The organism is Gordonia tangerina (genome assembly GCF_021556435.1).
In the GTDB taxonomy this organism is placed as follows: domain Bacteria; phylum Actinomycetota; class Actinomycetes; order Mycobacteriales; family Mycobacteriaceae; genus Gordonia; species Gordonia tangerina.
The window spans coordinates 1-23,993 of sequence record NZ_JAKGCU010000013.1 but is presented as its reverse complement, the minus strand read 5'-3'; the positions used below and the strand labels follow the sequence as shown (position 1 = coordinate 23,993).

The window sequence follows — 23,993 nt, the reverse complement described above, 5'->3', positions numbered from 1 at the left end:
TCCTGGTCAGGACGCAAAGATTGTCGTGCTGATCGGCTTCGTGTGGAAATTTCTTGCGCGCAGAGTCATGAAGGCACTTGCCGAGTGCCGTTGGTGCGTCGTCACCGATGCCAGGAGCCGAGCACGATCATCGTCTTCGTTCCGGTCGCTTTGCCGCCCCGACGCAGATGGTTGATGACCTGCTGCAGGTGGCTGTGGTCGCGGGCGCGCACCTTCACCAGCATGTCGGGATCGCCGGCGATCGTGTAGACGGCCTCCACCTCGGGTATCTGCGTCATCGCCTCCATCATCTCCTCGGGTTGCGACGTGCCCACGTAGCGCACCTCGGTGAAGGCGTGCACCGGCCAGCCGACTGCCGTCTGGTCGATCGTGGCGGTGAATCCGGTGATCACCCGCTGGGCACGCAATCGATCGACGCGGCGCTTGGTCGCTGCGACCGACAGATTGACCCGGCCGGCCAGCTCCGAGAAGGTGGCGCGGCCGTCCTCGGACAGCAGGGCCAGCAGGGCCAGATCAACATCATCGAGATCGACCATGCGCAACAATTTATCGAATGCGCTCTCGTGGTGGCAAAGGTTTGCGACATGTGAGCCAGTTCGCACCAACTCCTTGCGGCAGCATTTCGGTCGGCCATAGTGTCCTGCGCCATGACCACACCCCTCACCGCATCCGACCTGACCGCCGAACTCCACGAACGCGACTTCGAACAGCTCGTCCTCTGCCGAGATCCCGAGGTGGGACTGGAATCGGTTATCGCCGTGCACGATACGACGCTCGGGCCATCACTGGGCGGTGTGCGGATGCGCCGCTATCCGTCTCGGGCAGCCGCAGTGGCGGATGCGATGAATCTCGCCCAGGCGATGACCTACAAGGCTGCGCTCGCCGGACTGCCGCTCGGCGGCGGCAAGAGTGTGATCAACGCCGATCCGCGCGTGGCAAACCGCGACGAGGTCTTGATCGCCCACGCCAAATACATTGCGGCACTGAATGGTCGCTACGTCCCAGCACTCGACATGGGCACATCTGTGCGCGATCTGGAACTGATCGGACGTCACGTCCCGGTGGTGTGCGCGCAGCGCGGCGACCCGTCCTACTACACCGCGCGTGGCGTGGTGCGCAGCATCGAGGTCGCGCTGGAGGCATGTGGTCGATCCGTCGCCGGCAGTCGCGTGGCGATCCAGGGGTTGGGCAATGTCGGTCTGCACGTCGCCCGCATGCTGTGTGCTGCCGAAGCGGAGGTGCTCGCCGCCGACATCGATCCGGTGCGGGTGCACGACGCGGTCGACGAACTCGGGGTCACCGCCACGGATTTGGCCGATATTCTGTTCGTCGATGTCGATGTGGTGGCACCGTGCGCCGCCGGCGGAGCCATCGACGAGCATGCGGTCCCGCGGTTGCGAGCTTCGGCACTCGTCGGTGCCGCCAACAACATGCTGTCGACCCCGGCGCTCGCCCGCGATCTGCGCGAGCGTGGCATCGTGCACGTTCCCGACTTCGTCGCCAACGCCGGTGGGCTCATCGCGGTAGAAGCCGAACTCCGCGACGACGAGAGCGGTCTTGCCGACCGTGTCGATGCCATCGCCGACACCGCCCGCGACATGCTGAACCGATCCGAGCTCGGCGGAATTGATGTGGTGAGTGTGGCGCTGTCGATGGCCACCGAGATCATCGAGGGAAATCGCAAGTATCGGCCGTGGTTCCGCGCGTAGTGTCACAGCGGTGACCGAACCGCTACTGGTGGATGTGCGTGACGGCGCCGCGCTGGTGACTCTCGATCGGCCGCAGGCGCGCAACGCGCTCAGCCCGGATCTGGCCGATGGTCTGAGCTCGGCACTGCGCCGACTCGACGCGGACGACGCCGTTCGGGCGATCGTGCTCACCGGTGCCGACCCGGCATTCTGCGCGGGACTCGACCTCAAGAGCCTGGCCGGCGACGGACCCGCCTACCTCGAGGCCATCCGCGAGTCGAACTGCATCCGGCTGGTCGGTGAGCTCGCCACACCTGTGGTGGGTGCGGTGAACGGTGCGGCATTCACCGGGGGTTTCGAGATCGCGCTCGGCTGCGACTTCCTGGTCGCAAGTGATCGAGCGATCTTCGCCGACACCCATGCCCGCGTCGGGGTGCTGCCCGGTGGCGGGATGACCGTGCGGTTGCCGGACCGCGTCGGGCCCGGCTGGGCGCGGCGATTGTCGTTCACCGGGGAAGTGGTGGATGCGGCCCTGGCATTGCGCATCGGGTTGGTGACCGAGGTCGTCGCACACGAGGATCTGCTGGGACGCGCATGGGACATCGCACGGCGGATCGCCGATGCCGACGGTGAGATGTTGCGCTCGGTCAAGCGGATCTACGACGCGGGCTGGGATGCGACAACTGGTGCTGCGCTCGCCGTGGAAGGTGAGTTGGCGACCATCGCCACGCCGGACTGGCCTGCGCTGGAGGCGAATCGGCGCGACATCATGGCGCGCAACCGGGCGCAGCTGTAGGTTGCGGGGAGTCGGGACCGGACTCAGCGTGCGGCTGCGCGCCGCTGCAACGCCAGCTCCCGTATGTGCGCGATGTCCTCATCGGTGAACACCCCGTTCACGCCGGAGATCGCCGCCAGCTTCATCCCGTGTTTGAGGCCGATCTGGTAGATCTCCTTGACCTTCTCCCAGCTGATGTTGCGGCCGACGGTGAAGGTCTCGTAACGGCCCTCGAGGGCGAGTGCGACGGTTTCGGCGAGGCACGCGTAAGCCACATGCGGTGGTAGGCCGATGTCGCCGAGGTGCACGTCAGTGCCGGGCAGTTCGATCTCGCCCGATTCGATGACGAGTACGTCTGGACGTTTGGCCACGTCCTCGGGCGAGAGGTCCAGAGGTCGAGCGACGTCAGTGATGATGCAGCCCGGTTTGACCGCCATGATGTCGAGCACGCGCTTGCCGGCCCCGGAGGTCGCGGTGACAACCAGGTCCATCTCCGATAGCTGCGCGTCCGGTATCGCCGCAACATGGACGGTGGCGCGCGGGTGCTCGCTCTCGATGTCGCTCTTGAGTTCGAGCAGCTTTGCCGATTCCGGTGACACGAGCCAGAGTTCGTCGGCGGCCAGTGCCAGCAGGCGGGCACACACCGAGCCGATCGAGCCGGTGGCGCCGATGACCATCGCCTTGCCTTTCAGCCGGCCGTGCCCGTCGCGTTCGACGAGCTCGAGGCGGTCGAGCGCGTCGTGGGCGGCCCACAGTGCACCGGAAGCGCTGTAACTGTTGCCGGTGGTGATCGGCAGTGGCGCCTTCGTCGCGACGGTGACGCCGGCGTCGCCGACGACCTTGGTGAACGCCCCGAGCCCCATGATCTGCGCGCCGAGTTTCTGCGCCGTCTCGGCGGCGGCGAGCAGGCGGGCGTAGGTGAATTCGGGACTGTGCGCCATGAGTTCCTTCGGGGTGCCGCCGACGCTGATCAACCAGCCCTCGGCCTCGGCGCCGGTCGGGGAGACGATCCCGGTGATGTGGCTGTAGACGAACAGCGGCGCGTAGGCCAACATCTTCTCGATCGCGTCGGTCACCACCGCCGGAGTCACCATGGTGATGGTGCGCAGTGGCTGCACCTTCGTGAAGTTCTCCTGCGAAAGCGGATGGATGACGAACGCGAACCGGCTCTTGCGTTTGGGTCCGTTCGGAAACAGGAGCCGGGGTTCGATACCGGCCGAGGTGATCATGTCGAGCAGATCGTCGTCGGACAGTATGGCGGATTCGTGCACCGACGCCATCATCAGCGCCTCGAGCACGGCGGCGTTGACGGTCACTGAGAACGGTTGTGGCGTCGCATCGATTACCATGTCCACTCCGCGGGAGGTGAGTTCGGTGAGCCGCTCGTCGTCGATCGAGGCCGTCACCAGGGTCTTGCCGGCGAGGTCCTCGAGGCCGAAGCCGGTCAGCTCCTCGTAGGTGGCGACCACGACGTCGGCTTCCCGGGCGGAGGTGCGCGCCATCAGTCGATTGTTGATGAAGCTCGGCATGCCGATCCGGGACCTGATCGGAGCGGGCAGAACCCGCATCGGCAGGGCGCCGACGTCGGCGAACATCGCCAGAGCCGTGACCGCGTCGAGTCGTGCCGGGACGTCGAAGCGCAGCAGCGGGTCGGCGAGGGTGATGTTGTCGGTGTACTCGCGCAGGACCCGTACCGTGCGGTCGTGGTTGGCGCCGCCCAAGGCCGCCACCCGGGCGTTGCTGAAGAACCCGGGCATCTCGGTCTGAACGTGACGGATGGCCCACTCCTGCAGGATGTCCCGCAGCCGATGGCCGTCGGTGACCAGCGTGTCGGTGACCGCTCGACGGACTTTCTCCAGCGCGGCGAGATCACCGTGGTAGAGGCCGACGGCACGCGCCTCACGGATGCCGGTCACCGCCACGACGGAGGCGCCGCGTTCCTGCCACGACCGGGCCAACGTCTCGGCGTCGGCGAGGTTGCCGTCGGTGCCCTGTCGGACGATGCGAAACCGGTGGTGGAGGAAGTTTGCGGTGATGTCGTAGTCGCGCTGTGACGAGGCCAGGCTGACGTTGGCGATGAGTCCGGAGGTGCGGGCGGCCATGATGTTTCGATCCTGTGCGGTGGTTGTGCGTCAGACCATGGCGGCCGAGCCGATGTCGGGGTGCGCGATCATGAAGTCGAGCAGCCGGTCGGCGTAGTCGGCGAACGGTGGACAGTCGACACCGGTCCCATCGAGCTCGGCGACGGTGTTCTTCGTCGAGTACGAGGTGCGGGTGGAGAAGTAGTCGATCACCTCGGCGGGCATGCCGAGAGCCCATACAAGCCCGGGAACGGTGTTCAGCGCGGTCCGCACGATGCCCAGCGGCACCGGGAGGTAGACGACCCGTTTGCCGAGATGGCGGGCGAAGATCTGCGCGACCTCCGCGGCGGCCGGCGGTTCCGGGTCGGTGAGTGCGTAGGTGCGGCCGACCGTCGCCTCGTGCACCGACAACTCGTCCATCGCGGCGCTGACGAAGTCACGCGGCACCAGCGAGGTTCGTACCGTCTCGTCGACGGCGGGCAGCACCGCGATGGGCAGCCGCTGGCGGCGCAAGAATTCGGCGACGAAGTACGGCCCGTCGTACTTCTGCGTCTCGCCGGTGACCGAGTCGCCGACGACGATGCCGGGACGATAGATCGTCGCCGGCAACCCGTCGGCCATCGCGGCGCGGACCAGCTTCTCCGCCTCGAACTTGGTGGCCTCGTAGTGGTTGTAGAACTCCTGGCCGACATCGAGATCGTCCTCGCCGAACTCCCCGTCGTAGCGTCCGCTGACGTAGCAGGTGCTGACGTACTGCAGGCGGCGCAGTCCGGCGAGGCCCTGGCAGAACGCGATGACGTTGGCGGTGCCGTCGACGTTCACCTTCCGCGCGATCTCGAGTCCCACCGCGAGGTCGTACACGGCGGCAAGGTGCCACACCTCGTCGACGTCGCGTGCGGTATCCGCAGCGAGACCCAGGCCCGGCACGGTGATGTCGCCGACGACGAGTTCGGTGCGGCCGGCGATGCCGGGGTGGGCCTGCTCGATGGCGGCGAGCCGCTCGCGGGCGGTGTCGAGATGGCGATCCTGAACCACACACAGCATCGTCGAGCCTGACCGGCGGTCGAGCACACGCGGTAACAGCGCTGATCCGAGAAAGCCGGGAAATCCTGTCATCAGCACCGTCGACATCTCGCGGTCGCCTCCTCGTCGAGCAGCGACGCGTCGAACGGCGCCGCTACCCGAACTATATTGCGGCCGACGGCGGTTGCAGTCGGGCTCTCGGCCACCGGTGGTGGGACCTTCGGCCCTTTCGTGGCGTGGGTGGGGAGCGCAGCGTCGAGTGTGGCGCGTGGCTGCGACCATTGCCGCGCGCGCCGAGAATCTGGACTCGTCACCGGGGAGGACAGTGAATTCCTGGACTGGTATCCCATCGAAAGTCTGTACTCGCACGCAGCATGGTCCTGATACCTGCAGTTACTTGGGTGGGCTGACGGACTGTCGGGCCTGGCTTTGGTGTCGTCGAAGTGTGACTACTCGCGAGACTGGTGGCACCCCCCAACACCATTGGTTGGCAGCTTTGCACCGGGTCGCCGGACTCAGTTTTGGCCGCTCGCCGACCGCTTGGACAGCTCTGCACCATAGCCCGTCGCAGGCCCCGTTGACTCTGCGCTGTCGAGGCAGGATTGGTGCGGAGCTTGTCGGCGCTCCTTGGGCCGCTGGTTCGGGGCGAGCGTATGCATTGCGGTACCCGAGCCGTCGCACGCCGTTACCATCGATCGGATCTGTGGCTACCGACTGTGCCGCCTGTGGGTGCGCCGGTCCCCAACTTCTTCGAGGAGCCTTCCGTGGAGCCGATCACCCCCGCCGAATACGCCCTGCTCGTCGCCACCGAAGCAGACGAAGCGTGCGACCTCCGCACCTCGTCGGAACGAGCCGACCCGACGTGGGTGCCGTCGATCGAGGCCGCCACCGGACCGACGGACGACCGGAAAGTGCGCGCGGACTACTTGCGGCACCTAATGCTCGACCAGCAGCTATCCATCCACCTGATCGGCGCGCGAATCGACGGCAACCTCGACCTGTCCGGCAGCCACGCCCTCACAGTCAACACAGAACGCTGCGTCTACACCGGGAACGCCCGATTCGACAGGACGACCTTCACCGGGAACGCCCGATTCGACAGGACGACCTTCACCGGGGACGCCACGTTCGGCAGGGCGATCGTCACCGGGGACGCCACGTTCAGCGGGGCGGTCTTCACCGGGAAAGCATGGTTCTCCGGGGCGACGTTTACAGGGGACGCATGGTTCTACGGGGCGACCTTCACCGGGGACGCCGAGTTCTACGGGGCGACCTTCACCGGCATCGCCGGATTAGACGGGGTGACCTTCACCGGGAAAGCAAGGTTCGGTGGGGCGACGTTCACCGAGATCACCTCGTTCCGTCGGGCGTGGTTCACAGGGGACGCATGGTTCTCCGGGGCGACCTTCACCGGGGACGCCGACTTCGACGGGGCGACCTTCACCGGGGACGCCGGGTTCGACGGGGCGACCTTCACCAGGTACGCCTGGTTCCGCGAGGCGACGTTCACAGGGGACGCATGGTTCTACGGGGCGACCTTCACCGGGGACGCCGGATTCGACGGGGCGACCTTCACCGGGGACGCCGGATTCGACGGGGCGACGTTCACCAGGGGCGCCGGATTCGACGGGGCGACGTTCACCAGGGGCGCCGGATTCGACGGGGCGACGTTCACCAGGGGCGCCGGATTCGACGGGGCGACCTTCACCGGGGACACCCGGTTCGGGCATTCTCGATGGCGCGTGCTCGACTGGTCGGCGACCACGTGGAAGACAGCATCAGTGGTGACGACGGGCTTGGCGGCTGAGACGGTGACACTGGATCAGGCTGTGTTCGAAGAGCCGGTGCAACTCGAACTGGCGGCGGCACAGATCACCATGAAACGCACGCGTGCCACCACACGCCTGCACATGGTGGTAGCCGGCGCGACGGTGGACCTCGAGGATGCCGACCTCGCCGAAGGATCACTCATCGAAGCCGCCCCCGTCACGGTGCCAACAAGCGACGGGAAAGGCAGTGTGCCTGGAGGCGGGAGCTGGGTACCGATCCCGCAGCTACGCAACGAACACGGCGGCGTCGACGTACCGCACGGAATGCTGCTGCATCAGTGGCTCGGCCACATTCTCGCCTTACTGCGCCTGGACCGGGATCTGAGCACGGCGCTCAGCCACGCACCCAGCGCCTCGGTGAAATCCCTGAAACGCGCGCACATCGCAGGCACCACATTGTCCGGAATGGCGCTGCGGGCCTGCACCTTCACCGGCGCCGATGGCTTGGACAAACTCATCATCACCGGCGAAGGCATCCTCACCAACAACCGCGGAGAGAAAGACAAAACGCGGCCGTGGCCGGCGTACGGACGGAAGTGGTGGCGCACCGGCCGTCGTGTTTTGCACGACGAACGTGGACTGCGTGACCCACACGCCACCACCGATGCCACCGACACCTCCGGTGAACCCGCCACAACTCCGACCGCACCCTTGACCCATCGAAACGTCTCCGCCACCTACCGCTCCCTCCGGAAAGCGTTGGAGGACTCCAAGGATGAGCCTGGTGCCGCCGACTTCTACTACGGCGAAATGGAAACGCGGCGCCTCGCAGCGACACCGTTCTCGGTGGAACGGTCGCTGCTCACCCTGTACGGGCTGGTGTCTGGGTACGGGCTGCGGGCCTGGCGCGCCCTGGCCTCGTTGGTTGCGCTGGTCGGTGTCGCGTCCTTGTGTTTCATTCGCGGTGACAACCCGTTCATTCCGTGGGAATGGGTGCGGACGACGACACCCGCCACGACACCGGTGATCGACCCGGACAGTGTGGTGTGGCCGTTGGCGTTCGGCGCGCAGGAAACCATCGCCCTGTTCCGGCCAGCTGGCGCCGTCGGTGTCACCCTCGTCGGATTCGGTGTGGTCGTCGACATTATCGTCCGCATCCTCGGCCCCGTCCTGTTGGCGTTGGCGGTGCTGGCAATCCGCAACCGCACCAAGCGTTGACAGGGCGCCTGGCCGCGGCTTGTTTTTCAAGTCCCGCTGTCCGCGATTCCTGTCGCGAGTTCTCTGCCCGCCGAACGCGGTCGACCGCACTGTCCGACACCTCCACACCGGCTCGGCCGATTGGGGACAATTAGGAATTCTCGGTGGCGTGGGTCACTCCCAGCCCAGAGTTTGTGACACTGCGGCGTTCCAGTCCAGCAATCCAGAAAAGTGCGCTGCAGTCCAGAAACTGAGCGCGCGCGGCAACACGTGCCGCGCGCGGTAAGACTCTGGACTGGTGAGCTGGAGAAACAGTGAATTTCTGGACTGGGATTTGGCGGGAACTCTGGACTCGCTTGCAATATGGCTCTGACCTGGAGCTTCTGTGCGGATCGGTCCCCAGTGCATCGCTGACGCTATTGAAATAACCAGGAAGGGTATTCGCGTACTACTGCGACGGTCTATCGTGGTGCGGGTGCTCGCTAGGTCTTTGCGTCGGCGGTCATACCGCGCAGAAGCGCGCGTCCTGCAGCAAGGCTTGCGTGAATCATTGGCGCGGTAATTGGAATACTACCTTCTCCACGCCGCTGCACGATGCTGATAAACGTCCCTTCCGCTTGGTTGTCGGATCTGATGGCGCCATGCACCAGGAACGGCTTGAGTTCCTCACCCTGAGGTGGAATGTCGATCAGAATGAAGGACAGGCCGTCTTCGGCTGGCACGAGATCAATCCTCAGTCCAAGGGGTGGTGGGTAGAGGTGATGATCGAGAACCTGCCTGTACCTCACGTCCCGGCCGGGAGCTGCTGGAACGCCGCCGACTTTCGAGATGACCTCGCCGCCAGGCACTTTCTTAGCTTTTGCGCCGATGACGATAAGCCCTCCGTCCTCGCCATTGCAGAAACGGGCGACGGCTTGCGCTAGTGAGATCTTCCCATCGAGGGTTTTGAGGTCGTACTCCTGTGATTTCGCGTCGAGCCAGTTTCCCTCCGGTTGGCCGACGAGAAGGTGGGCGGCGCCACCACGGACAAGATTCGCGACGGTCTGTCGCGTGATTGTCGATTCCGCGAATGCATCGCACAGCCGCATCGCGTCCTCGGCGACCGAATAGAGATCGGCCAGCGTCCGGCCCCGGTATGGCGTCTCGATCGTGACCGCGAGGAATAGGAACTGCGGGTCAGAGAAGCGGTCGTCCGATTCGATGACCCGGAGGCTGGACCGCGACGCGGCCAGCAGTGGGGCAAGCAGCAGTCGCACGTCCGAGATCGCGGTGCCCTCGTCACCGTCAGCCGGCCATTGCACCTGCTGGGAAAAAGTCGTGGTCAACATCCCGCCGTCCCACTCAAATCTGATGGGGGAATACGGCCCGTAGTCGAAATCGACGTACCCAATGGGGACTAGTGAAATGGCCGAAGCCGAAGAACCGACGGCGTATAAGTCCGCTTCCGAAGCGAGTTCGCGCCGCAGGTCAGAAGCCCTGATTTCGGCGAGCTCGTCCTCCACGAGCACGACTTCCCCATCACTAGATGTGCGGCGCCTCTCGCCGAGTACGGTCCATTCCTCTGCTGAGCGCGCGAACTTGATAGCCTTCACTGTGTTGACCATAGCTACGCGCGTCAGTGCGTGGCATGTGCCGCAACGTCGGCCGCCGAGATCACGTTTGCTGCTCGGGCAAGCATGAGAGCCTTGTCTCCAACCGTTGGTCCACATTTCTTGTCCGCGTCCTTTACCAGCCCAGACGAGTAGAGATCCCGTAGATTCTTAGCTGAGCGGTACATCCCGTCACTCATCCCATGGTCCACGAGTCGAGCAGCGGTCCGCTCCGTCACGTATGGACTCCCGAATCCTGTCCGCGATGCGCTCAAGTCCGGTTGAGAGTTGGTCGCTGAGTTCGGTCTCGCGGAGTTCATCCAATCTGTGCGAGCACGCCCTCGAGTTCTGGACTGTGGCCATTCTCACGGTTAGATGCTTGGCCTTGTGTACCAACGATCCACCGGCCACGTCGGCGGATTTTCGGCTGGTATCCACCGGTTCCTTGGCGTAGCGCTAGCCAGTAGCAGGCGGATCGTCTCGCTGTCGTCCAAGTTGGTGTAGTCGGGCTCCTCGTATGGTGGTCGCGGAGGTACCGCCGAGTTCTCGATGATCTCGTCGACGGGACGTTCGAAGGCGGTCTTGGCTGATGAAGCGACAATTTCTTGGTTGAGTGCCTCGGTTTCGCTGGTGTCCAGGGTGAATGGGGATGGTGGTTGAAGGTCGGGGTGAAACATCACGAGCACTCGGTTTGGGCTGAGAGGATAAGCTATGACTGCGCTGTAACCGCTAGCGATGAATGCGTTGCGAGGGCGTGGTGGTCCGGCGATGGCGACGACCGGCTCGTCGCATGTGACCAAGGGGGCTTGGGTCTCGTACATAGTCCACAGGCGTTTGAGTAGTGTTGACGCGGTTACGTTTCTGACGTCCGCGAGCATCACCCGTATGGCCTCGTGCTTCGGGTCTGGTAACTGATCGTTCATCGAGTGCGAGATCTGTGCGGCTGTTGCTGTTGGGGCGATCGCTGGGAGGAATCGGCGCTTGACCGAGTCCGGAGTGTTCACGATCGCCAGAGTCCGTCGCCTAGCGTCGACAGTCCGGCTGATCTGCAGGCCGAGGAACACTGCAAGATCGGCTTTGGCGGCGTCGTCGACGACGAGACCGGTGTCGCCCTCGACCAAGTCCTCGATGTGGCGAGAGCAAGTGTCTTCAATCCTCGACAGGTGTGTTTCAACCCATCTGAGCGGCAAGTCGGTGGTTTCGTCGTCGTCAGGCAGAGTGTATAGGTCACGTTCGAACGCAAGGCTTTTCGGAGGCAGCGGCCGTTTCGCTCGACCAGTATCCACGTCGACGGCTTTGACGAGTCCGTCGATCGCCCATCGGCGGAGGTAGAACACCGGGATGAAATGATGCCGGGATGCGACTTCCCCTTCGGCAAGAGTTCGTGATTCCTCAGCGAATGCGTCAGTTAGCCACTCGTGATCGACTCGATTGGCGGCAATCATCCTGAGTGCATCCATCATTCGAGTCTAACCAGATCAAGGCCGGACCGGATGACTGTGCGAGACTTGCGTCTCGCATCTGCGCGATGCCGTCTTCATGTACGGATGAACCCTAGAAGAGTCCCATTCTGTCACCTAGACAGGGCATTTCGTCTATCCCTCACCGCCCGAATGTATACGAATCGGTGGATCGAGGTTTAGCAGGTCTGGTCAGGCTCTCCATGCTTGTTGATCCAGTCCTGCAACATCTCGTCGATTGCACGGCCTTTGTTTAGCTGGTTACTCGAGATGATGTGCTGAAATTGATCGACGAGCTCAGTCTTGCCGCTGCCCGGCATGTTCTTTCGCGGCTGCACCTTGGCTTTCTGGTCGGTTGCCGGTCGCGATGGGGGTTCCAGTAGCTCGACGCGGGGGAACTTGCCCATCAACTCGACCATGCGTTCAACTTCGATTTTGATCGCCTCGCCCGGTTTCAGGTCCCATCCGAGACACTTCAGATTGACAGACTCGAGTACCTCGCCCTTGTTGTGCACGAAGTCATTTCGTATTAATCTAATGTCCCCAAAGAAGTCGTTCACGATATCGCTCGGTTTGAATGGCTGCTCACCTTCCGGCAGGCCGCGGCTCCAAAGGTCTGCGAGCTGCCGTCTGAACTGCTCTTCCCATACTGCGTGCATGTATGCGAACCACTGCCCGTACTGGATGGTCTGCACCTCGGGGTAGTAGTCGAACGAACGCATTCCAGTCCCCGCGACCATCATGTTGCTACCCGAGTGAATCGCAGCAATCAGGTGCTGGACGTGGATACGGTCGGGCCCCGGTTCGGCGGCCCAAAAGTTCGGTGGCTCCGGCATCCACTTGTACGGATTCTCCGGGTCGACGTTCGTGGCGCGCATAGTTCGGTAGTGTCCGATATCTGCCCGTTTGCCGCGGAGGTACTCCATGTGGGCGTTCTCCCACTCTTTGACCCACGCGAGCGTTGTCGTGTGGGCAGTCATCGACACAGTCAGCGAGACCATGAAGCTGCGTTCCAATTCTGTGACGATGTCCTTCGCGGACTGGACGTCGTCGACCACTGTGCCGCGTAGTCCTGGCAGTACGTCTCTGATTGCCTCGAGTAGAGATCGGAAGGTGGCCTCGAAGTCGGCTGCTGGATCGAGATTGCTTGCGCGCTCGATGACTCGCTCAAGTTGTACGGCAAGAGGCGTCCCGTCGATAGGTGGATCGGCCTCGGCAGCGAGCTTGATTGAGTCGCTGCTATGTCGGACGAGCAACACCCTGCCCTCCGGGGGTATATCGCCCCCGCGCTGCTGGTATGCGCCAAGGGCTTGAAGCGTCGATTCGACGAATCCTTCCGCGGTCTCCAAGATCCTCAGCCAGCGTGCTGCTCTGCTCTGCCTGTTCACGCGATCAGTAAACAGCGTTCCTCTGACATTGGCTGAGACTGCTCAGATTTGCAGAACGCGCGCAGGCACTCATCTTCGACGGCGCCCGGCGACTGGCGCGGCATTTAAACCGGTGACACCCTCGTTTGGACGCGCATTATCGAGCGATCCGAAGGATATGGCGAAGCGTGCTGTAGACGTGCTCGGTTCGGACATCGCGACCCGAGCACTGGGAGTCGCAGACCCACGGACACCAAAGCAGTGGGCGTCGGGAACGCGCAGCGTCCGCGGCCACCAGACGCTGTTGAGGCTTCGCACCGTTCATCTGGTGATCGAAGAACTCAAGTCCTCCCACGAGGTCGCGGCCTGGTTCACGCTCTTCAATCCCGACCTTGGGTGCAGGGCGGCTCTGCAAGTTCTCGACGAAGAACCGTTCGAGGAATCAGGTGGTCTGGTTCTCCAAGCCGCGTTGGATTTCACCGCGAGCCGCAGGGAGCGAAAGCAGCCCGCGTGAGACAGTCGAGGGCCGAGGGTAGCTTCGAACACCTGGGCTCAGGATAGCCATCGCAGCGGTAGAGCATGCGCTGCTGCCGATCGCCCAGATTGTCTCCAAATGATACTGCCAGAACGCTCGGGGCTTCTGTGGGTCATCGTCCATGCCGACACCTCCTCGTCGCTTGAGATCGATCTCGCTCAGATGGCGTACGAAGCTGAGGGCGATGATGACCAGAACGAGTCCGGTCACTGCAGCGCACGCAAGGGGGGCCGATGCGATGGCTGCCTGAACCCAGGTGTGAAGTTGTGTCGTGGAGACTAGCACGGGACAGGCTACTGCCCGCACGGAAGCCACTTGCTGGACCGCAAGGTCGATCCTGCTCTGATGCGGCCGGCCTTTACAACTCTGAGGAGCTTGTCGTGATTTGCCCTGTCAGAAGGTTCGCGAGATCCCGGCTGTGGGCGTCTGACCACTTCGGCATCAATGCGCCGCAGCGCAGATGATCAACGAGTACTCGTGCTGACTCTCGCCAGGGCAGGTTTTCGAGTTGGGCCACCGACTCAGGGTCTGTCAGGTCGAAGTAGATCCTCAGTGCGTCCTGGCTGCCGCCGAGCCTCGCAGCTTTGAACCGAACGTCGGGATCGAAGTCGAGCGCGTCGTAGAGCTCACGGAGCACAGGGACCGAATGACCGACCGACTTGAGGAAGTGGGTACGGCGCACGTAGATGCACCCGAGGAGCCATCGCCCTTCGCCATCGTCTCGGAACTGCAGGTATGCAACCTCCATCCTCCCAGCGTTGACTGTGCACGCGCGGAAGTACGTATCGTCCGGGCTTCCGGTCGCGGGCAACGCGCTGACACACCATGACCTGACAACATCTTGTTCGCCGTCGGTCAACACCGTGGCTCCGTACTCGGCAAAGAACTCGGCAACGAGATCGAACTCGGGCATCCTCGACAGCGTGGCGAAACGCTCCTCGGGGCTTGGTGCAGCGACGGACAACGAAACTCCTCGGGACCCTAGTTTGATCAGCGCAGGCAGTGGTCCGATCACACCACGGATGACGACTCGCCGCGCGCTGGCGTCGGGTCGCGGTGCTCAAGACAGTCGCGAAGTGAAGCGCGTCGATTCAGTCGGAAGTCCTCTACAGGTGACAGTCGTGACCCACTAGATTCTGAGGCAGCCAAGTAAAGGGAGAGCTGCACACGCATGAGCACGACGAACGCCAACCTCATCTGGAAGATCGCGGAGCTGCTGCGGGGCCCGTTTCAGCCGAACCAGTACGGCGATGTGATCCTCCCGTTCACCATTCTCCGCAGGTTGGACTGCATCCTCGAGCCTAAGAAGGACGAGGTCCTCGCTGAGCACAAGAATCTCGTGAAGTCGAAGGTCGACCCGGACATCGTCCTCAAGACCAAGTTCAAGCTGCCGTTCTACAACACCTCACGCTGGGACTTCCGGGCGCTGACCTCCGACGCCGAAGGTATCGCCGACAACCTGGCCGACTACATCAATCACTTCTCCCCGAACATCCGCGACGTGTTCGACGGCTTCGGTATGGAAGACCTCATCGAACGCCTCAGCAAGTCCGATCGCCTCTACCTGATCGTCAAAGAGTTTGCGGCCGTCGACCTGCACCCGAAAGCGGTCAACGGCTACGAGATGGGCTTGATCTTCGAAGAGCTCATCCGCAAGTTCGCCGAATCCAACAACGCCGCCGCCGGTGACCACTTCACCCCGCGCGAGGTCATCGCCCTCATGGTCGACCTTTTGTTCGCCACCGCCGACGACGCCCTCACCAAACCGGGCACCGTGCGCACCATCTATGACCCAGCCGCGGGAACCGGCGGCATGCTCTCAACGGCGTTCGACCACCTGCTGGAGATGAACCATAAGGCGCGGCCGGTTCTGTATGGGCAGGAAATTAACCCACGCTCGTACTCAATGTGCAAGTCCGACATGATCATCAAGGGTCAGGATGTCGGCAACATCTACCTCGGCGATACCCTCACCGACGACAACTTCCGCGGCCGGCACTTCGACTACCTTCTCTCCAACCCGCCCTTCGGTGTCGACTGGAAAACCCAGCAGCGAAGCGTCGACGAGGAGCACCGTGTTCGCGGCTTCGCCGGACGCTTCGGACCCGGCCTCCCGCGAGTCTCCGACGGATCACTGCTGTTCCTGATGCACCTGATCTCCAAGATGGAACCGGTCAAACAGAACGGCGACGGCGGATCACGCCTGGCGATCGTCCTCAACGGTTCACCCCTGTTCACCGGCGGCGCCGGATCAGGTGAATCCAACATCCGGCAGTGGATCATCGAGAACGACATCCTCGACTCGATCATCGCTCTGCCGACCGACATGTTCTACAACACCGGCATCTCCACCTATATCTGGATCCTCGACAACAACAAACCGGCCGAACGCCAGGGAACCGTCCAACTCATCAACGCCGTCGACATGTTCGGCAAGATGCGCAAGTCGCTGGGCTCCAAACGCAAGTTCCTCCGCGACGACGACATCCAGCAGATCGCGCAGCTTTACCTCGATCATGTCGACAACCCGGGTTCCGACGACGCTGCGTCGCTATCGAAGGTGTTCGCCAACGGCGACTTCGGCTACCGCACCATCACCGTCGAACGACCATTGCAACTTGCTTTCCGCATCGACGACGCGAGGATCGACGCAGTCCTCGCGGTGAAGGCCATCACGAAACTGAATAATGGTGACCAGGAGGCGATCCGCAAGGCGCTGGTGTATCTGTCGGATTGGGAATGGGCCAACCGCGATGCCTTCGCCACCGAACTCAGAGAGGCACTGCGCGACAACGGCTTCACCAAACCAGGAGCGCCCATCCTCAAGGCGATCTGGTCGACGATCGGCGAACACTCCGACGCCGCCGACGTCATCACCGACCGCCACGGCAACCCCGAACCCGACCCCTCCCTCCGCGACACCGAGAACGTCCCACTCACCGAGGATGCCGACGAGTACTTCGAACGCGAAGTCCTGCCCCACGTTCCCGACGCCTGGATCGACCACGACAAAACCAAGACCGGCTACGAAATCCCCTTCACCCGGCACTTCTACCGCTACACCCCACCCCGACCCCTCGAAGAGATCCAGAAAGACCTCCGCCAACTCGTCGGGGAGATCCAGGAGATGTTGAAGGAGGTGGGGGCGTGAGCAGATCGAGCAGCAACTCTCGCTCAACCACAGGCATATCGTGGCTTCCTGAAATACCGTCCCATTGGTCGATCGAGAAGTTTCGCTACCTTTTCGACGAAAGTACCGAGAAAAATGGGCCGTCACCTGTGGGAACGATGCTGTCGGTCTCAGGCTACAGAGGTGTCGAGGTCAAAGAGTATGACGACGAGGGGCGCCGGCGAACCGCAGAGGAGGTCGAAGACTACCGTGTCGTCAGGAAAGGTCAGTTGGCCGTAAACACGATGTGGTTGAACTACGCGGGCTTGGGTGTATCCGAGTACGAAGGCCATGTGAGTCCCGCCTACCGTGCTTATTGGGTCAGCCCGCGGCTGCATGGGCGATACGCAAACTATCTCTTGCGATGTACTGCGTACGTGGATGGCTACACCGCGCTGCTGACCGGCATTCGCCCTAACTCGCTGCAAATGAGCCGGAACGATTTAATGGGTTTTCCTGTGATCGTTCCCCCGATGAGTGATCAGCTTCGTATCGCAGACTTCCTTGACCGCGAGACGGCCAAGATCGATGCGTTGATCGCCAAGCAGGAACAGTTGATTGCGACCCTGCATGAAGACCGCATCGCCACCATCACCCACGCGGTGACAAGGGGACTTGATCCGAGCGCCGAACTGGAGGCCACGGGGTCGGATGTCCTCGACGCGATCCCGCCAGGCTGGAACCTTGTGTCACTCCGAAGGGTGCTGATTCGGATTGACCAGGGCGTCAGCCCTCAAGCGTCTAGCGAGCTTGCGGACCTTGGATGGGGGGTGTTGAAAGCGGGCTGCGTCAATGGTGGAAAATTCGAGGAGCGTGAACACAAGAAGTTAGACGCTGACTTTGATATTGATCCCGCAATCGTCGTCCGCAGCGGAGACCTACTTGTGAACCGTGCGAGTGGCAGCCCCGAACTCGTTGGGTCCGCGGCGATCGTCGGAGAGCTGCACTACTCGCTGATCCTTTCAGACAAGATATTTCGGTTGGTGCTGAACGATCGCGCCGACACTCACTTCCTGGGGTGGGTTCTGAACTGCCGGGTGTATCGAGACCAGGTAAAGCAGCACATAAGCGGTGCGGAGGGATTGGCAAATAACCTCCCGTCGTCCTCTCTGCGGGGCTTTCGCATCCCGCTTCCGGGAATTCGCGAGCAGCGCCAGATCGCTGACTTTATCTCCGCCCGGACTGGCGAGATTGACCGACTGATCAAGAAGTGTGACTCATCTGTAGGTCTGCTTCGGGAGTATCGAGCCGCGCTCATCTCGGATGCGGTAACCGGCAAGATCGATGTGCGGGAGATGGTGTGACATGCCGCAGCATCATGAGGTCACCCTAGAGACTGAGATCTGTGAGTACTTGGCCGCTCACGGTTGGTTGTATTCGCCGAACGATGCTGGGTACGACAAAGCGTCAGCGTTGTTCCCGGAGGACGTGTTCGGGTGGCTGGCGAATACCCAACCCGAGGAGTTGGCGAAGCGGGTCAAGCCGGAACTGACGGGGAAGGCGCGCGCGGCGGCCGAGTCCAAGGTGCTGGCCACTTTGGCCAAACGGCTTGATACGGACTTGAAGGCCGGTGGCGGCACGTTGAACATGCTGCGCAGTGGGTTCAAGGATCTCAACGCCAAGTTCCTGATGTGTCAGTTCAAGCCGAATACGACCCTGAACGAGACGACCGCGAAACGCTATGACGCGGTGCGGCTTCGGGTGATGCGGCAGGTGCACTACTCGTCGCGGAACGCGAATGCGATCGATCTGGCGTTGTTCGTCAACGGGGTTCCGGTCGCGACAGTCGAGCTCAAGACGAACTACACCGGCCAGAGCATCACCGATGCGGTGCGGCAGTACAAGAAGGATCGGTTGCCGAAGGGCGAGCCGCTGCTGGAGTTCGGGCGGCGGGCGGTGGTGCATTTCGCGGTCTCCAACAGCGAAGTCCAGATGACAACAAGGCTGGCCGGTGACGACACGTTCTTCCTGCCCTTCAACCGAGGCAACGACGGGCATGCCGGTAACCCGCTGAACCCGGATGGGTCACCGTCGTCGTACTTGTGGGAGCAGATCTGGGACCGTGACACCTGGCTCGACATCCTCGGGCGGTTCATGCATCTGCACATCGAGGAGAAGGTAGACCCGGCCACCAACCGGAAGCGTCGCAAGGAGACGATGCTGTTTCCCCGCTTCCACCAGTGGGATGCGGTCACCAAGCTGATCGAAGCCGCCAAGAAGGAGGGGCCGGGCAACAAGTACCTGGTTCAACATTCCGCGGGGTCGGGGAAGACGAACTCGATCTCGTGGTTGACGCACCGGCTGTCGGTGCTGCACGACGATGCGAACAAACCGGTGTTCGATGCCGTGTTGGTCATCACCGATCGGACGGTGCTCGATTCCCAGTTGCAGGAAGCGATCCGCCAGATCGATGACACCCCGGGGATGGTGGCCCACATTGACGCGCTGAGCGGGTCGAAGTCGGGCAAGCTCGCCCAGGCGTTGGAGTCAGGGACGAAGATCATCATCGTCACCATCCAGACCTTCCCGTATGCGCTGGACGTCATCCGGACCGGTAAAGGGCTGGAGGGGCGCGCGTTTGCGGTGATTGCGGATGAGGCGCACTCCTCGCAGGCCGGTGATGCGTCGAAGCAGCTAAAGAAGGTGCTGACTGCGACCGAGCTTCAGGACATCGAAGACGGTGGCAGCGTCGACACCGAAGATGTGCTGGCTGCGGAGATGACTGCGCGTGCGGCGGCGTCGAATATCTCGTTCTTCGCGTTCACGGCCACGCCGAAGGCCAAGACGCTGGAACTGTTCGGGCGTCGACCGGCTGACGATGTTCCCCCGGAGCCGTTTCACTTGTACTCGATGCAGCAGGCCATTGAGGAGGGCTTCATCCTGGATGTGCTGCGCAACTACACCCCGTACAAGACGGCATTCCGGTTGTCGCACAACGGGCACAGCTACTCCACCGAGGACACCGATGCCGGCGGAACCGTCGTCGTCGACGCCGATCCGCGTGCGGAGTCGCACCTGGTGGACAAGCGGGAAGCCATCAAGTCGGTGATGAACTGGGTGCGGCTGCACCCGACGAACATCGCGCAGAAGGTGCAGATCATCGTCGAACACTTCCGGGCCAACGTCGCCTGGCGGCTCGACGGTAAGGCCAAGGCGATGGTGGTGACGAGTTCACGCATGGCGGCGGTGCGCTACAAGTTGGCCTTCGACACTTATATTGCGGATCAGGGATACACCGATCTGGCGGCCTTGGTGGCGTTCTCCGGTGACATCACCGATGCCGACCACGGCCTGGACAAGGTCACCGAAACCAGCATGAACCCGGGGTTGAAGGGACGCGATCTGCGCGACGCGTTCGCGACGGACGAGTATCAGGTCATGTTGGTAGCCAACAAGTTCCAGACCGGTTTCGATCAGCCACTACTGGTGGCGATGTACGTGGACAAGCGACTCTCCGGGGTGCAGGCGGTGCAAACCTTGTCGCGCCTGAACCGCACCGCGCCCGGTAAGGATCAGACCTTCGTCATCGACTTCGCCAACGCCGCTGAGGATGTGGTCGATGCATTTGAGCCGTACTACGAGGCCACGACGCTCTCGGATGTCACCGACCTCAACATCGTGCACGCCACGATGGCCAAGCTCGACGCCGCCGACATATACCAGTGGAGTGAGGTCAACAGCCTTGCCGCCGACTTCGTCGCGAACAAGGGCAACAACGCCCTGACCAAGTGGGTCACGCCCGCGCAGCACCGGTTCCGAGATCGTGAACGAGACGCAACGACCGCTGGAGACACCGTTGCGCTCGATGAACTGGACATGTTCCGCAAGGACGTCGGGACGTTCATCCGCCAGTACGACTTCCTGTCCCAGCTGTTCGACTACCAGGATGTCGACCTGGAGAAGCTGTCGATCTACCTGCGCTTCCTCGCGCCGGTCATCCGGCGGGAGAACGTGCAGCACGCGATCGACTTGTCGGGCGTCGACTTCGAATACCTCCGGCAGAACAAGCAGTCAACAACTAGCGGCACGCTCGAAGGTGGTGCGCAGCTGCCGCCGGCCGGTGAGGGTGGAGGCAGTGGGTCGGTTCGCGATCCGGAAATGGTTGAACTCGACGACGTGATTGCCACGATCAACGACCTGTTTGAGGGTGACCACAGCGACGCTGACGTCCGCAGCGTGGTTACGCATCTGCGGGACAAGTTGGAAGAGAGCGAGAATCTGAAGACTCAGGCTCGCAACAACTCCCAGGCGCAGTTCGAAGCGAGCCCGGACATCGATATCGAGTTCAACAGTGCCGTGATCGAGGCCATGGATGCCCATTCTGATCTGTCTGCGCAGATTCTGAACAACGCGGTGATCCGAGACAAGTTGGTGTCGGAGTTGGCGCCGGCGATCTATCGAAGACTGCGAGTCCCGGAGGCGACGGCATGAGATGTTCGAGAACCGGAAGGTGGGAAGTGTGATGGGCATCGGCAAACGACACTACGAGCTGCTGGCGGTCACAGGTGGATACGTAGGACCAGTTCGCGGAATTGTCCACCTGCCTCTCACCGATGGTGTGCAAGCGCTCTACGGCCGAAATGGTGTCGGCAAGACGCAAGTTCTGCGCATTGTGGAGTCGGCTGTAACTGGCCGAGCGATTTTCGACCCGTCTTTCCGTGATCCTGTCGAACAATTCCGATATCTGCCGGGAATCAGTTTTGCCCACCTACACTTTAGGCTTGCTCGCGGCGGTGAGCACGACTACAAGTCAAGCCCTCTGCTGAGGGCTATCGCGGATGGTGCCAAGGGTTTAGCCCAGGCGACTATGGGTAAGAAGGCGGAAGAAAGCCGGGAGGATTCGGAACCCCACGATTCGTACGCCCATCTACGGCCGAGGTCGCTCGTGGACCTCATTGAGAATCTGCTAGCACAAATTTTTTCGGCTGATGGAGATAATGAGATTTTCGACCGTCTCGCCGAGATTGCCAAACAGGGGCGATTCACTCTTGTTCCGGTCGGGACTGTCGATATTCCTAGGTGGCGGGTATGGCTCGGGTATCACCCAACTTCCGAAGAAGTCGACCGCGTACAGGAGATGGTGAAGTCGCCAAGTGAAATCCCCGAGGTGGATTTGGACGACGAAGATTGGTATCCAGCAAACGCTGCGGAACCGATTCTTGGGCGTCCTCCTCGGAGTGATAGCAATTCTGCATATGATGGCGCGGTGCGGGCCATCACCGATTATGTCGGCGATTCCGATGGCGTTCCGCTTCCGGCGTGGTGGCAGGTGCCTGCATACGACCTGGGATTCGAGATCCGAGTGCCTGCTGCTGACCTTGTTGGTGGTACCCACGACCGTGACTGGATTGGCGGTCGGGAGACTCTGGAGTCTGCACTCCAGACCGTTCGCGCTGAGTCGCGCAATCGCAATATTGGGCTGACCGGAGATGTTGGGGAGCTCAACGAGGCCGTAGCTGGCGAGATTGACCGGGTGCGTGAGCGTGCGAATGACACGCTTCGTCAGATATTTGATCCGGCGCCGCGACTTATGTTCAGAGTCGGTGGACCGGCAAACTGGATCATCGGTGAGGTCCCGTCCTGGGTGCACGACCACGGCGCGCTCGACGGGCCACTGTATGAATTGACCAGCCTCTCCTCTGCAGAACTCCGTTGGGTGCGAATCGCTCTCGGCGTAGCCGAAATGCGGTTCAGTGATCGACCGACGGTAGTTCTCTGTGACGAGCCTGAGCAGGGTCTGCATCTGAGCGCGGAACGAAGGCTTCCCGAGGCGCTCACCTACATCGCGCAGCGCGACGAAGTCGCGGTGCTCGTGGCGACACATTCGCACTACACCCTGGTCAATCCGAAGGTGAGCGTCATCCGAGCCGAGAGAAGCGAGGAACGGGGGACGTCGCTCAATCCGAACAACACACTCAGCATCCTGAGCGCGGCCGCAAGACGACGGTCGGAGCATGAACTCAGCTTGGAGGCACCGGAACTTCAGGCGCTGATGAAAGTCGCCGTGGTCGTCGAAGGTCTACACGATGAGATAGTCTTTTCAAACCTCTTGCACGATGAGTTCAATTCGGCCGTAGCGGGAATCTTCCCGATGCACAGCGGGGCCAAAGCGTCCTCTCTCGCCGAGGCCAGGCTGATGATCGACGGCAGCAACGCGCCAATCCTGGTGATCCTGGACAACATCGCGCATACAGACGTTGAACCCATCTGGACCGACACGGTGGAGAAGTTCGATTCAGGAGATCTCGACGGTGCGCGAAACTTTGTTTTAGAGAACTTCCCGGCGTCCAAGAGTAGCGAACTCGGGTATCTGCGTCAGCTTGCGATAGCCGCGATCGAAGCGGGAAATCTGAGACGTATCAAGATCTACGGACTCAGCCGCCCCGATGTGGTGTGCTACCTACCCGAGGATCTGATCCTGACCCCGGGCAAGAAGAAGGCCCATTGGACGTGGGACCGATTCATTCAAGCTTTTCATGACGACGAGCAGGTCCGAAAAGCCAATCTAGGTGACAAATTCAAGCCCAGGAGCATTAAGACGTTCCTGAATTCCAATGGGTGGCTACCTTATGAGAAGGACCTTCCCAAGGCGATCGAGGATGCAGCCGTGGCGGCGAGAATCGCAGGCCGGCTACTCCACAACGATCTTGATAGACTTGCCGCTAAGGTCCTGGAACTATCTGACGTTTGCGACCGAAGAAAATGAGCCGTTTCACCGGCGTCGGCCACTCCCGGGGTGGCCGTTCGGGACCTCCCGCCAGAGGTACTCCGGGTATTCGTCGTACTTGCTGATAGGCAGCTCTCGATCCGAACCGTGTGACCGTCGTCGGCGGGCTCTTGCAGCCTTGGATGCCGCGCCGCGCGGAATGCCCTCTTGACGTTGCTTTTCTATAGCTTTCCTAGCCTCGGATCGTCGCATCCCGGCCTCAGATTTACGTTTCTGCGCCTCCGCCTTCAGCTTCTCCCGTGCTAATTGATCAGCTGTCACATAGCGAAGCTTGTGGACCAGCGCGGTAAGCTGGCTCTTCCTGATTGACGGTGCGTGAAACAGGTTCTGGCGACCACAAGATGTGGGGTGAGGAAGATCGCGTGATGTGGGCGGTGTGCCTGGAGAGGTAGGTGGGTCCTGCGGTGTAAGGGTGGAAGCTCCTACACAAACAACCGCACACCGACAGGACCCATGACGCAGCGTAGCGCGATTGCTGACACGATTTGCCGCACCATCGAGTTGGGGGTGTCGATCACCGACGCCGCTATCGACGCCGAGGACCGCACGCACCTGTTTTGCGAACTGCTGGCGCCTGGCAACGTCTGCCCGGCCTGCGGGCAGTCGGGCCGGC

At 62.1% G+C, this 23,993-nt stretch carries 15 protein-coding genes and 1 pseudogene; 9 read left to right on the top strand and 7 right to left on the bottom strand.

Features of this window, described 5'->3' with window-relative positions:
* Positions 1–101: 101 nt before the first annotated feature.
* On the bottom strand, positions 102–536 hold the full coding sequence (locus L1892_RS14440; protein WP_235724303.1) for an Lrp/AsnC family transcriptional regulator: 435 nt from the start codon (positions 534–536) through the stop codon (positions 102–104).
* A gap of 111 nt (positions 537–647) precedes the next feature.
* On the opposite strand from L1892_RS14440, the gene L1892_RS14435 reads away from it, so the two are divergent.
* Positions 648–1,709, top strand: a complete 1,062-nt coding sequence (locus L1892_RS14435; RefSeq protein WP_235724302.1) for a Glu/Leu/Phe/Val family dehydrogenase — start codon at positions 648–650, stop codon at positions 1,707–1,709.
* 10 nt (positions 1,710–1,719) lie between these two features.
* Complete coding sequence (locus L1892_RS14430; protein ID WP_235724301.1) at positions 1,720–2,484, top strand: enoyl-CoA hydratase; 765 nt, start codon at positions 1,720–1,722, stop codon at positions 2,482–2,484.
* A gap of 23 nt (positions 2,485–2,507) precedes the next feature.
* Here L1892_RS14430 and L1892_RS14425 read toward each other — a convergent pair whose 3' ends face one another.
* Together L1892_RS14425 and L1892_RS14420 are read right to left on the bottom strand one after the other, a co-directional pair.
* The gene (locus L1892_RS14425; protein WP_235724300.1) at positions 2,508–4,565 is read right to left on the bottom strand and encodes a DUF8754 domain-containing protein; all 2,058 of its coding nucleotides are present in this window, start codon (positions 4,563–4,565) and stop codon (positions 2,508–2,510) included.
* 30 nt (positions 4,566–4,595) lie between these two features.
* Entirely contained in the window at positions 4,596–5,675 is a 1,080-nt protein-coding gene (locus L1892_RS14420) for an SDR family oxidoreductase (protein ID WP_235724299.1), read from the bottom strand.
* Positions 5,676–6,331: 656 nt separating this feature from the next.
* Here L1892_RS14420 and L1892_RS14415 point away from each other — a divergent pair.
* Positions 6,332–8,554, top strand: coding sequence for a pentapeptide repeat-containing protein (locus tag L1892_RS14415; RefSeq protein ID WP_235724298.1), 2,223 nt, complete (start codon positions 6,332–6,334; stop codon positions 8,552–8,554).
* Between the two features lie 461 nt (positions 8,555–9,015).
* On the opposite strand, the gene L1892_RS14410 is transcribed toward L1892_RS14415, so the two are convergent.
* The 3 genes from L1892_RS14410 to L1892_RS14400 form a co-directional block, all read right to left on the bottom strand.
* Positions 9,016–10,125 carry a hypothetical protein gene (locus L1892_RS14410; RefSeq protein WP_235724297.1) on the bottom strand — a complete coding sequence of 370 codons (1,110 nt, stop codon included), beginning with the start codon at positions 10,123–10,125 and terminating at the stop codon, positions 9,016–9,018.
* Positions 10,126–10,493: 368 nt separating this feature from the next.
* Positions 10,494–11,582, bottom strand: a complete 1,089-nt coding sequence (locus L1892_RS14405; RefSeq protein WP_235724296.1) for a DUF4238 domain-containing protein — start codon at positions 11,580–11,582, stop codon at positions 10,494–10,496.
* Positions 11,583–11,761: 179 nt separating this feature from the next.
* Positions 11,762–12,970 carry a hypothetical protein gene (locus L1892_RS14400; protein ID WP_235724295.1) on the bottom strand — a complete coding sequence of 403 codons (1,209 nt, stop codon included), beginning with the start codon at positions 12,968–12,970 and terminating at the stop codon, positions 11,762–11,764.
* Positions 12,971–13,277: 307 nt separating this feature from the next.
* Here L1892_RS14400 and L1892_RS14395 point away from each other — a divergent pair, with 307 nt between their 5' ends.
* Positions 13,278–13,463, top strand: coding sequence for a hypothetical protein (locus tag L1892_RS14395; RefSeq protein ID WP_235724294.1), 186 nt, complete (start codon positions 13,278–13,280; stop codon positions 13,461–13,463).
* Between the two features lie 379 nt (positions 13,464–13,842).
* Here the strand turns inward: L1892_RS14395 and L1892_RS14390 are convergent, their stop codons facing one another.
* A complete protein-coding gene (locus L1892_RS14390) occupies positions 13,843–14,397 on the bottom strand; it encodes a hypothetical protein (protein ID WP_235724293.1) in 555 nt (184 codons plus the stop codon).
* 258 nt (positions 14,398–14,655) lie between these two features.
* Here L1892_RS14390 and L1892_RS14385 point away from each other — a divergent pair, with 258 nt between their 5' ends.
* The 5 genes and pseudogenes from L1892_RS14385 to L1892_RS14365 form a co-directional block, all read left to right on the top strand.
* Positions 14,656–16,635 carry a type I restriction-modification system subunit M gene (locus tag L1892_RS14385; protein WP_235724292.1) on the top strand — a complete coding sequence of 660 codons (1,980 nt, stop codon included), beginning with the start codon at positions 14,656–14,658 and terminating at the stop codon, positions 16,633–16,635.
* Positions 16,632–17,957, top strand: coding sequence for a restriction endonuclease subunit S domain-containing protein (locus L1892_RS14380; protein WP_235724291.1), 1,326 nt, complete (start codon positions 16,632–16,634; stop codon positions 17,955–17,957). The genes L1892_RS14385 and L1892_RS14380 overlap by 4 nt, the downstream gene beginning before the upstream one ends.
* 1 nt (position 17,958) lies before the next feature.
* A complete protein-coding gene (locus tag L1892_RS14375) occupies positions 17,959–21,084 on the top strand; it encodes a type I restriction endonuclease subunit R (RefSeq protein WP_235724290.1) in 3,126 nt (1,041 codons plus the stop codon).
* Positions 21,085–21,115: 31 nt separating this feature from the next.
* Positions 21,116–23,359 (top strand): AAA family ATPase, encoded by a 2,244-nt coding sequence (locus L1892_RS14370; RefSeq protein WP_235724289.1) that lies wholly within the window; start codon positions 21,116–21,118, stop codon positions 23,357–23,359.
* Between the two features lie 474 nt (positions 23,360–23,833).
* Positions 23,834–23,993 (top strand): annotated as a pseudogene (locus L1892_RS14365) (ISL3 family transposase); the annotation flags it as partial.